The 13,888-nt window shown below is 44.5% G+C and carries 13 protein-coding genes; 7 read left to right on the top strand and 6 right to left on the bottom strand.

The window, feature by feature from the left end:
* Window positions 1–61: 61 nt before the first annotated feature.
* Complete coding sequence (locus ACMXYX_RS15895) at window positions 62–2,257, bottom strand: primosomal protein N' (RefSeq protein ID WP_415906270.1); 2,196 nt, start codon at window positions 2,255–2,257, stop codon at window positions 62–64.
* Between the two features lie 166 nt (window positions 2,258–2,423).
* On the opposite strand from ACMXYX_RS15895, the gene rpmE reads away from it, so the two are divergent.
* The 7 genes from rpmE to ACMXYX_RS15860 all read left to right on the top strand — a co-directional run bounded on the left by rpmE (window position 2,424) and on the right by ACMXYX_RS15860 (window position 10,226).
* The gene (rpmE, locus tag ACMXYX_RS15890; RefSeq protein WP_415884686.1) at window positions 2,424–2,639 is read left to right on the top strand and encodes a 50S ribosomal protein L31; all 216 of its coding nucleotides are present in this window, start codon (window positions 2,424–2,426) and stop codon (window positions 2,637–2,639) included.
* A 12-nt stretch (window positions 2,640–2,651) separates the two neighbouring features.
* Entirely contained in the window at window positions 2,652–3,434 is a 783-nt protein-coding gene (locus ACMXYX_RS15885; RefSeq protein WP_415906269.1) for a thermonuclease family protein, read from the top strand.
* Window positions 3,435–3,595: 161 nt separating this feature from the next.
* Window positions 3,596–4,843: a malic enzyme-like NAD(P)-binding protein gene (locus ACMXYX_RS15880; protein ID WP_415882626.1), complete on the top strand. Its 1,248-nt coding sequence runs from the start codon at window positions 3,596–3,598 to the stop codon at window positions 4,841–4,843.
* 172 nt (window positions 4,844–5,015) lie between these two features.
* Window positions 5,016–5,216, top strand: coding sequence for a hypothetical protein (locus ACMXYX_RS15875; protein WP_415906268.1), 201 nt, complete (start codon window positions 5,016–5,018; stop codon window positions 5,214–5,216).
* 185 nt (window positions 5,217–5,401) lie between these two features.
* Window positions 5,402–7,150: a sensor histidine kinase gene (locus tag ACMXYX_RS15870; protein ID WP_415906267.1), complete on the top strand. Its 1,749-nt coding sequence runs from the start codon at window positions 5,402–5,404 to the stop codon at window positions 7,148–7,150.
* 1 nt (window position 7,151) lies between these two features.
* Window positions 7,152–8,495: a sigma-54-dependent transcriptional regulator gene (locus tag ACMXYX_RS15865; protein WP_415906266.1), complete on the top strand. Its 1,344-nt coding sequence runs from the start codon at window positions 7,152–7,154 to the stop codon at window positions 8,493–8,495.
* A gap of 288 nt (window positions 8,496–8,783) precedes the next feature.
* Window positions 8,784–10,226, top strand: coding sequence for an SLC13 family permease (locus tag ACMXYX_RS15860; protein ID WP_415906265.1), 1,443 nt, complete (start codon window positions 8,784–8,786; stop codon window positions 10,224–10,226).
* A gap of 152 nt (window positions 10,227–10,378) precedes the next feature.
* Here the strand turns inward: ACMXYX_RS15860 and ACMXYX_RS15855 are convergent, their stop codons facing one another.
* Genes ACMXYX_RS15855 through ACMXYX_RS15835 form a run of 5 tightly spaced genes read right to left on the bottom strand, consistent with a single transcriptional unit; the run spans window position 10,379 to window position 13,759 of the window.
* Window positions 10,379–11,251 (bottom strand): hypothetical protein, encoded by an 873-nt coding sequence (locus tag ACMXYX_RS15855; RefSeq protein ID WP_415906263.1) that lies wholly within the window; start codon window positions 11,249–11,251, stop codon window positions 10,379–10,381.
* A gap of 9 nt (window positions 11,252–11,260) precedes the next feature.
* Window positions 11,261–11,776, bottom strand: a complete 516-nt coding sequence (locus tag ACMXYX_RS15850; protein ID WP_415906262.1) for a Pycsar system effector family protein — start codon at window positions 11,774–11,776, stop codon at window positions 11,261–11,263.
* Window positions 11,776–12,855: a tyrosine-type recombinase/integrase gene (locus tag ACMXYX_RS15845; protein WP_415906261.1), complete on the bottom strand. Its 1,080-nt coding sequence runs from the start codon at window positions 12,853–12,855 to the stop codon at window positions 11,776–11,778. Before ACMXYX_RS15845 ends, ACMXYX_RS15850 begins: the two co-directional genes overlap by 1 nt.
* On the bottom strand, window positions 12,831–13,010 hold the full coding sequence (locus tag ACMXYX_RS15840) for a hypothetical protein (RefSeq protein ID WP_415906260.1): 180 nt from the start codon (window positions 13,008–13,010) through the stop codon (window positions 12,831–12,833). Before ACMXYX_RS15840 ends, ACMXYX_RS15845 begins: the two co-directional genes overlap by 25 nt.
* Complete coding sequence (locus ACMXYX_RS15835) at window positions 13,010–13,759, bottom strand: hypothetical protein (RefSeq protein WP_415906259.1); 750 nt, start codon at window positions 13,757–13,759, stop codon at window positions 13,010–13,012. Before ACMXYX_RS15835 ends, ACMXYX_RS15840 begins: the two co-directional genes overlap by 1 nt.
* Window positions 13,760–13,888 lie beyond the last annotated feature (129 nt).

Raw genomic sequence — 13,888 nt, 5'->3', positions numbered from 1 at the left:
AAGAACCGCGTATTATCCCTGTAAAATCTGCCTATGTTAAGAGCTGAAAGGCGAGATCTGCTTAAAAAGTATCCGCTGGATCGACATCTATAGACCAGCGTACTTTTCGAGACTCTTTATTTTGCTCCAGATACCAACACAGGTTGGCTAATAACTGATGAAGCGCTTTACGATTTTGCGCATAGATCATCAGCTGTGCTCGATGCATACCCGCACGTTTTTCCATAGGTGCTGGGAAAGGTCCGATCCAATGGGCATCTTGTGGTAGAAGCATGTCATCTTCCAACTGCTGTCTAATCGCACTCAAAAATGATTCGGCTCGACCATTTTGTGTGGTTTCTGCGCGAAGTAATGCGTAGTGAGTAAACGGCGGTAGTTGCGCCATTTTACGGTTATGCAGCTCCTCTTGTGCGAATGCGCTGTAACCATGCTGAACCAGTGTTTGCAGGGTTGGGTGATCTGCGTGGTAGGTTTGCATCATGACTGTACCCGCATGGTCGGCACGCCCAGCGCGTCCTGCAACTTGCAGAATTAGCTGTGCTGTACGCTCCATGCCACGGAAATCGGCGCTAAATAAGCCGCTATCGGCATTAATAATTGCGACCAGAGTTACCCGTGGGAAATGGTGTCCTTTGGCGAGCATCTGCGTGCCTACTAAAATGCAGGGATCGCCACTGTTTACCTGATTCATGATCTCCTGCATCGCGTTCTTTCGCTGGGTACTGTCGCGATCAACACGAATCACCGGGAAGTTCGGGAAAAGTTTCTGCAGTGCTTGCTCGCTGCGCTCAGTTCCTACGCCAACCGGCTGCAGTTGATCGCTATTACATTCAGGGCAGCGATGCGGAATAGCAGCTTGTTTGTCACAGTGATGACAGTGCAGATGCGCAGGGCGTTGATGCAGAGTCATATGCGCATCACAGCGGGTGCAGTCTGCTATCCAGCCGCAATCGTGACAGGTTAACGTCGGCGAAAATCCACGGCGATTCAAAAACACCAAAACCTGAGTGCCGCTTTCTAGGTGCTTCTTTATATTCAGTATCAGTTGCGGCGACAGGCCATCTGATAAGTTCTCCTGCCGGATATCCAACAACCTGAATTCAGGAGGAGATGAGTTACCCGCGCGTTGAGTCAACTTGAGCCAGTGATAGCGGTCTTCGATCGCATTCTGTAGCGTCTCTAAAGAGGGTGTGGCACTGCCTAAAACAATAGGGATCTCTTCCGAACGGGCACGAACGACCGCCAAATCGCGAGCGGAGTAGCGGAAGCCGTCTTGTTGCTTAAACGAAGCATCGTGCTCTTCATCAATAATAATGATGCCGGGCGCTTTCATCGGTGTAAAAATAGCCGAACGGGTACCAATAATAATCCGCGCAATGCCTTCGCGCGCTTGTAGCCAGGCATCCAAGCGTTGGCGATCGGTTAAATTAGAGTGTAGTGCAACAATAGGCACGTTAAAGCGTTGCTGAAAACGCGCCACGGTTTGCGGCGTCAAACCGATCTCTGGCACGAGCACTAGGGCTTGCTTGCCTTCATTAATAACTTTCTCGATCGCTTGCAGGTAAACCTCGGTTTTACCTGAGCCAGTGACACCTTCTAATAGGCAGGCATTAAAACCATCAAATTGAGCGATCTGCTTTACGCAATTATCTTGCTCGTCATTTAATGGAAGAGGCGACTCATGCAGAATCGGGCCTGTGTGCTGTTTGTGTTCGCGCTTAAATGATTCGGCGAGCTGCTTCTCTTGTAAGGTTTTAAGGGTGGCGGTCTGCCCGCCTTCTGCACGAAAAGCATCGCCGCTGATCCCTTGGGGATGATCGAGTAATAGCTGCAACGCCTCTAGTTGGCGTTTAGCGTTGCTCTTGATGGCACTTAAGCAAGCGCCTTCGGCGGCGCGCCACAATGTTTCGTGCTGATATTCGCAGGCTTGGCCTTTACGCAGTAAAACCGGTAGTGCTTGTTGCAGGGCATCGCCCTCTGGATGCTGATAATAGCTTGCAGACCAGCGTGCCAGTTTAAACAGGTGAGCAGGGAGAGGCGGGGTGTCATCTAAGATCTGTGAGGCACTTTTAAGCTTGTTATGATCAAACTCACTGCTTTGCGCCACCTCAACTAAAATCCCAATGACTTCTCTGTTCCCAAACGGGGCTAAAACGCGAATACCGGGCTTTAATGAAAGGGGATCGATCCCTTCCGGGCAGTGGTAATCGAACAGTCTGCGTAGGGGGCTAGGAATGGCAAGCCGTAAAATGCTCATATATGCTTAAATTGCTCACTTTTTAAACGGTTTTAAGTTGCGCAGCATTATATCGATGCGTATAATTCGCCGCCTACTTAACGTACCAGTTATTTTGCTGGTAGTTTAAATCAATGCGGTGCCTGGCAGAAGATCAGGTGGCGGCATGAATCTAATGAGGTTTATCATGAAAGCTGGTATCCACCCGGAATACGCAGAAATTAACGCTACTTGTTCTTGCGGTAACGTTGTTAAAACTAAGTCCACTCTGGGCAAAGACATCCACTTGGACGTTTGCTCTTCTTGCCACCCGTTCTACACTGGTAAGCAGAAAGAAGCTACTTCTGGTGGTCGTATCGATCGCTTCAACAAGCGTTTTGGCGGCCGCGGCATGAAAAAATAAGTGATGTCACTTATGAGAATTTTGAAAAAGGCGCTCCCATTGTGGTGCGCCTTTTTTGTTTCTGGTTACAGTGCTGTCGTTACCGCAGCTCAGTGTGAACAACCTCATTATGCTGAAAAGGTAAGCGTTGCGCATATATATGATGGCGATACAGTAAAACTGACCGATGGTCGTCGTGTTCGCCTTATCGGTATCAATACCCCAGAAACTGCCAAGGAAGACAAACCTGCCGAAGCTTATGCTGATCAAGCAACCGCTCACCTGAAAACCTTATTAAAAGGTGCTGATCTAGCGTTAGTGGTTGGTAAAGAGTCAAAAGATCGCTACAAGCGTTGGTTGGCTCATCTTTATGCTGACGGTCAGCATGTTGGGGAATCTCTGCTTGAAAATGGCTTGGCCTACCATATAGCGGTACCGCCGAATCTTGGTTATCTTGATTGCCTTAAATCTGCAGAGCTACGTGCGGTAGATGCCAAACTTGGGTTGTGGAATCAAACTCCGATTCGAGATGTGGCTTCGCTAAAAAACCGTGAATCAGGCTTTAGAATCTTAAAAGGTAAAGTCGAAGCGGTTAAAAAGATTCGTTCTGGTTGGATTTTAGAGATCGGTGACGAGCTTGCTGTTAAATTTAGCCCTATTGTTGCAGAGCAGCTAGGCGGCAAGGCGAAAATTGAAGCTTTTGAGGGTAAAGTCCTTACAGTAAGGGGCTGGATTAAGCCAAAAAGTCATAACGCACCTGCACACTACCAACCTTGGCTGATGAGCATTAGCCATCTTGCACATATACAGCATTAAACGTTGATCCTATCTTTTTACGACTTCTTAGCAGGTTTTTTTAGTACTTTAGGTTTAACCTAAAGAAAAAAAGCCTGTTGCAGGTGCGGAATAGTTGTTCGGCAAATATGTTTTCTATATAGTTCTGTGTTCGACTTTTTAACTAGATTGGAACAGCAGCTATGTCTGATGATATGAAACAAGCCGCTCTTGATTACCATGAGTTCCCACGTCCAGGTAAAATCAGTGTGGAACTGTCTACAGACGCTGAGTCTCAGCGTGATCTTTCCTTGGCGTACAGCCCGGGTGTAGCAGAGCCGGTTCGTGAAATCGCAAAGGATCCTGAAAATGCATACCGTTACACGGCTAAAGGTAACTTGGTCGCAGTAATTTCTAACGGTTCTGCAATTCTAGGTCTTGGTGACTTAGGTCCATTGGCTTCTAAGCCAGTAATGGAAGGTAAAGCACTGCTGTTCAAGCGCTTCGCTGGCCTTGATTCTATCGATATTGAAGTTGACGCTGAAAGCCCACAGGCATTCATCGACACTGTTGCGCGCATCGCGGACACTTTCGGTGGTATCAACCTAGAAGATATCAAAGCTCCAGAATGTTTCGAAATCGAACGTGTTCTGATCGAGCGTTGTAACATCCCTGTATTCCACGATGATCAGCACGGTACAGCTATCGTAACAGCTGCTGGCATGATCAACGCACTAGAAGTAGCTGGCAAAAAGCTAGAAGAAGCTTCAATCGTATGCCTAGGCGCTGGTGCTGCAGCTCACGCTTGCATGAAGCTGCTAGTGAACATGGGTGCTAAGATCGAAAACATCTACATGATCGACCGTACGGGTGTTATCCACTCTGGCCGTGAAAACCTAACTCCAGAGAAAGCAGCGTTCGCGTCTGAAACAGACAAGCGTACACTAGACGATGCTATCGACGGTGCTGACGTATTTGTTGGTCTATCTGGTCCTAACCTGCTTTCTGCTGAACAGCTATCTAAAATGGCTGCTAACCCAGTTGTATTCGCATGTGCTAACCCAGATCCAGAGATTCGCCCAGAACTTGCTCACGAAACTCGTGATGACGTTATCATGGCGACAGGTCGTTCTGACTTCCCTAACCAGGTAAACAACGTACTTGGCTTCCCATTCATCTTCCGTGGCGCAATGGACGTTCGTTCTACTGCAATCAACGAAGAGATGAAAGAAGCAGCTGTACGCGCTCTTGCTGATCTGGCTAAGACTCCAGTTCCTCAAGAAGTACTTGATGCTTACGGTCTAGACTCTCTAGAGTTCGGTCGTGATTACATCATCCCTAAAGCAACAGACTCTCGTCTACTAGGCGCTGTATCTACTGCAGTTGCTCAAGCAGCGATCGATTCTGGTGTTGCGCGTCTGCCACTACCAGACAACTACCCACTGTCTTAATCGACACTGGCGTACCAAAAGAACCGGCTTAGGCCGGTTTTTTTGTGTCTGTAGAAAACTATAAAAAAATATAGGTTTCTGTTCAAAATTTAAGAAATTAAGAATTTTTCCTAGTTTCACAAACGGCATTATTCAGTAAGCTTATCTAGGTAATAAACTTAGGTACACGATCATGGAAGATGATAAAAGATCCTGCAGTAACTGTGAAAAGCAAGAAAGACTTGGCTTTCCGCATGCTGACCTAAAGCTAATTAGCTCAATTCCTGAAAGCTCGATCTATCGCTGTGAGTGCTGTGGTGCATTCTGGATTCACGATGGCGAAGACGGCTGGGAGAATCTGGACTTTGACACCCTTTGGGGTCTTGCCTGCTAACGCAGAAACCAGATAGAAAAAGACGTATAAAAAAGCCCTGCTAGTTTTGCTAGCAGGGCTTTTTTGTATATTTTGAGCTTAAACAATGTGCTAGGAGCGTTCAATAACATCACAATACCCTGTGTACGATGATTTAAAATAGTTATTACGGCATAGTATGCGGGTAATTATGTGTGGGCTCTGGTATGCGAGACAGGAAAATCTTATTTGTATTCTTACTTTACCTCGTATGTCTAGGTCTTACTCTGTCTGTTGGCGTTTCTCTTTTTCAGCGAAGTCTTTATATCGAACTTGATCAAAAGGTGAAGAATGAAGCTGAAAATGTCAGTACCTATTTCAATAAAGAGCTTGCCCGTTATGCACATATTCCAGAACTATTAACGAACCATTACCAAATTCGTCAACTACTGCAGTTCAATAATGGAGCGCACGAATTAAACCTACTGTTACTTGATATTGCCAAAACAACTGGGGCGAGTGAGGTTTATGTACTCGATCTGCAAGGCGATGTAGTGGCTGCAAGCAACTTTCAAAGCGCATCGAGTTTTATTGGTGGGAACTTCGCTTTCCGTCCCTATTTTCAACAGGCTATACAGGGGCAAAACTCTACTTACTACGCTCTAGGTGTGCGTTCTAAAGAGCGCGGCATCTTTTTTTCCTCTCCGGTTTACGTCGACGAAAAAATCATTGGCGTTGCTGCTGTAAAGGTAGATATTTCCAGATTTGAACAGGATACCGAATGGCTGTCTGGTCAGCATTCTACAAAGTTTATGGTATATGGGTCTGATAATGTCATCTTTATGTCTAATCACCCATTCTGGCGCCTTAAGCAGCTCAGCGAAAGCGAAGTATTGAGTTGGATCCAGATTAAAGATAGTCAGCGTTACCTCGATCTAGAACAAAATGTTTTAAATAACAGCAAAAGAAAGTATGCACTTGCTGATTTGCAGCAGTGGCAAATAGAGTACGCTCAGGCCGAGCAGGGTTTGTATTTTTATGGTGAATCTCCCTTGCCTATCATGAATCTCAAGCTGGTTACGTTCAGCCCCGCGGCAACGGTGGGTTATCAAATTACCAATTTTATGATTTGGCTCTCGCTGGGTTATAGCGTGGTCTTTGTTTTGGCTTTCTATCTCTATCGACGCTTTGCTGGTTATCGCCAGTTGCTGTATACCCGTAGGGCGTTAGAAAAGGAGATATCGGTTCGCACTGATGAGTTAGATAAAGCGCATAAAGCACTTATGCAGTCGACGAAGCTAGCTACGATTGGGCAGATGTCAGCTTCGATCAATCATGAAATCAATCAGCCGCTCAGTGCTATGAATGCTTATATAGCTGCCTGTCGACGATTACTTGATAGGGGTGACTATCAGGAAGCTAAAGAGACGCTTAATACCATTCAGGATATGACTGAGCGAGTGCATAAAATTGTTTCGCAGTTAAAACAGTTCAGTCGGAATAAAGAGCCTGCATTAGCTTGGTGTGAATGGTCTAAATGCCTTGATGCCGCTTTAGTTGTGGTAGGGCCCCAAATCACAAACTATAAAGTGGATTTGTCTGTGGAGCGCTACAGCGGTTTTGTTTGGGGTGAGGCATTAAAGTTAGAGCAGGTCCTGGTTAATCTATTATCTAATGCCATAGATGCTATGTCTGAGCAGCAGGCGAAATCTATTAGTATCAGCTTTAGTCAAAGAGAAGGGTATGTCGATATTCATATTACCGACAGCGGTATTGGCTTAGATCTGCAAAATATAGACACTATATTTGATGCCTTCTTTACCACTAAGTCCGACCAAGGTTTGGGGTTGGGCTTGTCTATCTCGCGTAACATTATTCGCTCTTTCGATGGCGAGCTAGCGGCTAGAAATACTGATGTAGGGACTGGCGCAACATTCACGATCTCGTTGAAATCAAGTAACACTGGAAGCAAATAACATGACAAAAGTTTGGATTATCGACGATGAAGAGATCATTCGTGACTCCCTTAGCCAGCTTCTAAAGATAGAAGGTTATGAAGTCCAGGCGTTCGCGAACGGTACGCAGGCTTTAAAAACACTGGATGAACATTTCCAAGGTGTGGTGATTTCAGATATCAATATGCCAGAGATGTGCGGCACCAAGCTTCTTAGTGAAATCCAAACCATCGATGTCGATATACCGGTCATCATGCTAACCGGTTATGCCGATGTACAGCTTGCAGTCTCATGTTTGCATCAAGGAGCTTACGATTTTTTTGAAAAGCCGATCACAGAGCAACTGTTGGATAGTGTTAAGCGTGCTAGTGAAAAAAGAGCCCTTGTCCTAGAAAATCGAGCACTTAAAAGCAGTTTGAAAGCAGTGCCAGAAAAAGGGGTGCGGATACTTGGCGACACCCCCGAAATGAAAGATATGATGGCGCTGCTTAATACCGTAGTTGATACTCCAGCGGATGTTTTGATTAGTGGTGAAACAGGTTCCGGTAAAGAGATGGTAGCGCGCTACTTACATGAGATGAGCAGTCGCGCTGATGCAAATTTTGTTGCGATTAACTGTGGCGCTATACCTGAAAGCCTAATTGAGAGCGAGTTGTTCGGGAGTAAAAAGGGAGCTTTTACTGGCGCTACAGAAAACCGTACCGGGCAGCTAGGTTTCGGCCAAGGCGGTACTATTTTTCTAGATGAAATAGAAAGTATGCCGATGTCTATGCAGGTAAAAATGCTGCGGGTGTTAGAAGACAGAACCATTACTCCCGTTGGCAGTAATACTGCTATCCCGCTGGATGTTAGATTTGTAGCAGCAACTAAAATTGATCTGCTAGAACTCGCGGAGCAAGGGTTGTTTCGCACCGACCTCTATTACCGTTTAAACCTAGTTAAAGTAGATATACCGCCTTTACGTGCGCGCAAAGCCGATATCCCATTGTTGTTTAAACACTTTAGCTCTATAGCTGCTGGGCGTTATCACAAACCGCTAACAGCGCTTGCTAGTGAAGAGTCCAATCAACTCATGGCTTACCATTGGCCGGGTAATGTTCGTGAGCTGCGCAATGCCGCTGAAAGAAGGGTGTTGCTTGGGATGCCAATTTCGATCGACGCCGATCAACCAAGTGTGGCCATGCCAGAGGATCTTTCCTTAAGTGAAAAGGTCGCTTTTTTTGAATGCGCTGTAATAGAGGAGGCCTTGAGTCAATCCTCCGGTTCCGTAAAAGAGGCGATCTCACTACTGCGCGTCCCCAGAAAAACCTTTTACGATAAGTTGGCAAAATACGGAATTCAAAGACGAAGTTTTGTAAAAGACTGAGCTAGTGCATTAGCGTGGTTTATACCGCAAAACGTTGACTTAATTAGCCCTGTTTTTCGTGATTTATCTGTGTGTGGTTTTAGTGACAAATCACCCGCTAAGGCTGTGTGGCTATCCGCATTATGTACCTTGTTTAAAAATGGCTATTCTTCTTAAGTTATTGAAATTTATATCTTTTTAAGATTGTTTTTAAAGCTGGCAATACTCTTGCTATCTCTTCATTCCATGATGTGAAAACCAAACATTCACTAATTTAAATACCGTTTAAATTAAGGTTGGAAGAAGAGTATGAATGACAAAAATAAAAAGATACCTTGGCTAATGTTATCCCTCGGCCCTTTAGTCATGTTGATGACATTACTGATTGATCCGCCTTTCGCGGGGCTTTCAGTGGAAGCGTGGCGCACCGCCGGATTAGCGTTCTGGATGGCGAGCTGGTGGATATCCGAAGCCGTTCCAATCCCTGCGGCCTCTCTATTACCTTTATTTGTGGTGCCGGTTGCAGGTATCGCAAACATCAAAGCGGTTGCTGCACCTTATGCTCACCCGCTGATTTTCCTATTCCTAGGCGGTTTCCTTATCTCTATCGCAATGGAACGCTGGAACCTGCATAAGCGTATTGCGCTAAAAACTATGCTACTAGCAGGCACCAAACCAAGTATCCAGATTTTGGGCATTATGTTGGTGACGGCATTCCTGTCAATGTGGATGTCCAATACGGCTACAGCAGTAATGATGCTACCTATAGCGCTATCCGTAGTGAAAATTGTCACCGACCGTGAACCGAACAATGAGAGTTTTGCTAAAGCAATGCTCTTGTCCATCGCTTATGCTGCTAGTATCGGCGGTATAGCAACGTTGATTGGTACGCCACCGAACGCGCTGATGGCTGCATACCTATCTGATAGCTATGGTATGGAAATTGGTTTTGCTCAGTGGATGGCGATGGGTCTGCCACTATCAATTATCATGCTGATAGTAGCGTGGGTTCTGCTTACCAAAATCAGCTATAAAGTCGATCAGGCTGGTGCGGTTAGCGCTAAATCTGTATTTAAAGAACAGTTGCAAGCGCTAGGGCAGATGTCTGCTGGAGAAAAGAAAGTGTTATTTATCTTCCTATTTGCGGCAATCGGTTGGGTAATGCGCCCATACCTTGCTAAGTGGACAGGTATTGGTATCTCTGACACCGGAATTGCAATGGCGGCGGCTATTCTGCTATTCGCCCTGCCTGTTAAATCTGGCGATAACGAGCGTGTTCTAGATTGGGAAAGCGCACAAAAAGTCCCTTGGGGTATCTTGATCCTTTTCGGTGGCGGCCTAACTTTGGCAGCGACTATTAAGTCTTCTGGCTTAGCTGAATTTATCGCTCTACAGATTCAAGGTGCAGACGCTGTTTCTCTATTAGTGGGTGTGTTGATTGTTACAGCGCTGATTACCTTCTTGACGGAAATTACCAGTAACACAGCAACTGCGGCAGGCTTCTTGCCGTTATTAGGACCAGTGGCTGAGTCGATTACAGGCACACCGCTTGTATGGGTTATTCCTGCAGCGATTGCAGCTAGCTGTGCCTTTATGATGCCTGTTGCTACTCCGCCAAATGCGATTGTGTTTGGTTCAGGTAGATTAAAAATGTCTGATATGATGCGTGCAGGTTTTGTGTTGAATTTTGTTGCAATAGGCCTGATTACACTTGCCAGCGTAACTGTTCTTCCAGCAGTGTTTGGTGTGTAGAAGCTAGTTTTTAAGAGTAATAAAAAAGCCACCCGAAGGTGGCTTTTTTATTTGTATTTGGTGGGATGGCGGGGGTCGAACCTTCAGCTAATCTCATTAAATCAATGCCTTAACAGATATTATGACCATAATGTGCCGGAAGCTTTTGTAGGTCAAGCCTCATCGGCTAGTAATATTTCGGTTAGAGTATCAGTTCCATGCTTACTGCACCATGAACTACCAAGGAGGTAGCCAGTATCAAAATCGAACTTGTCTTCATCTTCTAGATCGATTTTGGTCCATAAAGGGGTTCTCTGGCCTGTGAAAATCCCTGCATCACACCCGCAGCTATGAGTAGCACCTTTATGCGTTACATTGGCAAAGAAACGATCAGAAACAACGATTCTATTATCATCGTATAAAGATGCTAATTTGGCTGCCATGTTAACTGTTTTTCCAGCCCACACTTCATTTTGTTTATCAGTACGTCCGTTGTATTTACGTAAACCCAGTTGTTTCACCAGTATTGTACGTTGATCAATTCCAATGTGGTTTCCTAACGTCACTTTACCTTCGGTGATACTGCTGACCTTTTTGGTGAATATAGACTCAAAAAAGGTTTTAAATGTTACTGCAGCAGCTAAGGCCGTATGGGGTTTGTCCTTGTTAAACAAAGCGAATACACCATCACCTTTGATGTCTATGTATTCAGCTCCTAAGTAATGGAATAGTTGCACAGCTGTATTCGTATAAAGCTGATAAATTTTGGCTGTGGACTTAGGATAAGCTCGAGCACTCAATGCCGTGGAATTAGCCATATCCGTATATACACAAATAGGTCCATTGATTTTGAGCCAGTTGTTACTAACTGTTCCTGGAATCTCATCCGTATGTGGTATTACATCTGACTCTGTAATGGAAATAGGATTGCCAAACTTTCTTGTTTGGTCATCAATTATATTAGTTAAAGCTTCTGGGATTTGAGTCTTCGGTAGCGATAATTTTCGTAGAGCAGTCTTGTTGAATTTTTTAAAATTAGCAGGCATTTTCGGTCCTTATAAAATGATGCTGAGTATGATGAGCGCGCCAAATATTGTGGCTATCAGTGAAACTAAAGAAGCTGTTTGGAAGGCTGTAAACTTTCGGAAAGCTATACCTGAATTTATTATTATCTGGTTAGCAAGATCGGCCTCAATACGAGTCCATTCTGCCTTCCGGTCTTCGTTCTTGATTTGATCTTCAAAATATAGATTAAGAAATCTATGTGCAGTCATGTCCTTAAGATCACCAAAAAAGATAATGTTGTTCGATGAGCTTTGTTTGGGAGCTGGCAATAGGTTCGATAATTTTGGAAAAAAGCTCAACAGGGCTCGACTAAGAGAGAAAGTACAAAGGGCAAGGAAAAGCAATAAACAGAAAGCCTGGAATCCCTCAATGGGGTTGTTGCTTGGGTTGAGGAGCCTAATTACTCCAAAGGTTATTAGCCCATTATATGCAATTAGCGCTGCATTTTTTGCCTCAGCAAATTTTAACTGGTCGTTTACGTTGCTGAAAATATCTTTCATTTCCATTAAACAGGTATCCATCTTCCGTATACTTTTCTAATCATTCCCCAGTCTTTATGCCCCATTTGCTGAGCTACCCAGAGAGGATTTGAGCCAGATGAGAGTAGCATTGAAGCGAATGTATGCCTAGTTTGATATGGGGTTCGATAGGTGATATCAGCTGCTTTTAATGCTGGTATCCATATGCGTTTACGAATTATATGGTCACCGCTCCAAGGGGAGTCTGTTTTAGGGTCGTGGAATACGTGTTTGCTACTGTTCGTGTACTTCTGCTGTTCAAATAACGCTGCTTTAGCCTCTGGTTGAAGATCCACGCTTCTCTGGCCAGAAGTGGTTTTGGTGGTTTTCTCAATGCCTCTGACAATAGCCATGCGAACATGCACTTTGTCGTTCTCAAAATCTATATCTTTCCAACGTAAGCCGATGAGTTCAGAAGTTCTTAAGCCAGACCAGAAGGCAAATTGTATAAGGTTTTTGTTCTGGCCTTGAAGTTGTTCAAGAATGCTATGAATTTCATCTTTGTTGAATGGATTAGGTTCTCTGGTATCTATGCGGAGGTTTCTGAAGCGATCCATTGGGTTTACATCGATCAGTTCATCATAGAAAGCATCTTTCAGGGTTTGTCTTAATGGACCTAGAATATTATTGATTCGTTTGTTAGATAGGTTCCCAACAGTATCTAACCAATCATCAATATGAGGCTTCCGGATTTCGTCCAAGGTGAGTGACCCAAAGGCCGGTATAAGATGATAATAAACAGCACTGTTATAGTCGCGGATAGTACTACGCTGACAACGTTTTTCAGCTCGCTTTAGCCAGTCTTTCAAGGCACGTTCAACTGTAATCAATGAGCCTTTGTTCTTTGAAAATTTGATGGCATTTTTACTGGAAGGGAAGTGCTTTCCATAGTCGAATGTACCCATAGCTATTTCATAGAGGATAGCTTCCCGTTTACGGGAAGCCTCTCTGATAGCGGTTTTTGTAGGTTTAACTCGTAAAGTTTCTCGACAGCGCTGGCCCATGTAAGTGAAGTCGAGAACAATGCTATTGTTTCTTGGCCTTACGCCGGTTTGCCCTCGATCCATCGTTCCACCGCTATCACATTGATGAATATTCGCCCGTTCTCAGCTTTGGCCCAATGAAGTTTTTCACGCCAAATGCCTTTCTTTTTCAAAGCGCGAATAGATTCCTTGGTCATACCTGATTCTTCAGAGAACTTATCTAGAGTTTTCCATTTCATTAGTAAACCCTCCGGAAGATATCTTTAGGAAGAAGTGAAATGGGAAGGCTATCGTCCCCTAGGCCTAGATCGGGAGGTAAGGTTTCGTCAGAGAGGAGTCCGTCAATCCAAATGAAATGGGGCCAACATGAATAGCTAGAACCTATAAAATTGATATCAATGAATATTTTCTCGAGCTGTTGGCAAGCTTCAATATGATTTAAATGTTTGGGGCAGATAAGGCGGAACGCTTTGACCGAGTTTAGATCAGGATCAAAATACGGGTCGTTTTCAGTAAGCCAATGCTGCAAAGAATAATCTGGAATTATTCCTTTAGTGAGCAGAAGAGTGAAGGTATCAATATCGCTATCGTGTAACTCTGCTGCTGGTTTGTAATAGTCGGAGTCATCCACTACAAACTGTATTACCTGAGTGGGCGCGGATATTTTAAGGTATCGACAAACCGCACCATGCAGTTGCTTGTCGGTGCAGAAATCGAATTTCTTATTAGGACTGTTTTGGTTAGATGTGGAAGAGGTCCAATCTGCCGGTGCGCGCTCTTTTGCAAATGTTTTTTGAAGATGATTCCAGGAATCAAAACCATATGAAATGCAGATAATATCAAGTGCTTGATTGAGAGCTAGATGATGTGATTTATCTTTACTGAGTTTTTTTGCCTGACGCTTTATATGGTTGATAAAGTGTGGGTTCAATATGTGGATACCTTCAAGCTGCAGCCAGCTTTCAGGTGAGCAATGAGTACTTGTCATGTTGTCATCCAATTACGTGACGCATAAAAGCCACCCGCTGACCCTGCATCAGAATAGATGTAATCATGATTAGTAAGCTGAAAACGGATATTACACAGAGTGCTTCCTTAAGCGGGTATGGGGCTCATA

Origin of the sequence: Neptuniibacter sp. QD72_48 (assembly GCF_047778065.1) — a bacterium.
Lineage (GTDB): Bacteria > Pseudomonadota > Gammaproteobacteria > Pseudomonadales > Balneatricaceae > Neptuniibacter.
Note: the sequence above shows the minus strand (reverse complement) of the source record. Positions and strands in the feature narration are given on the sequence as shown.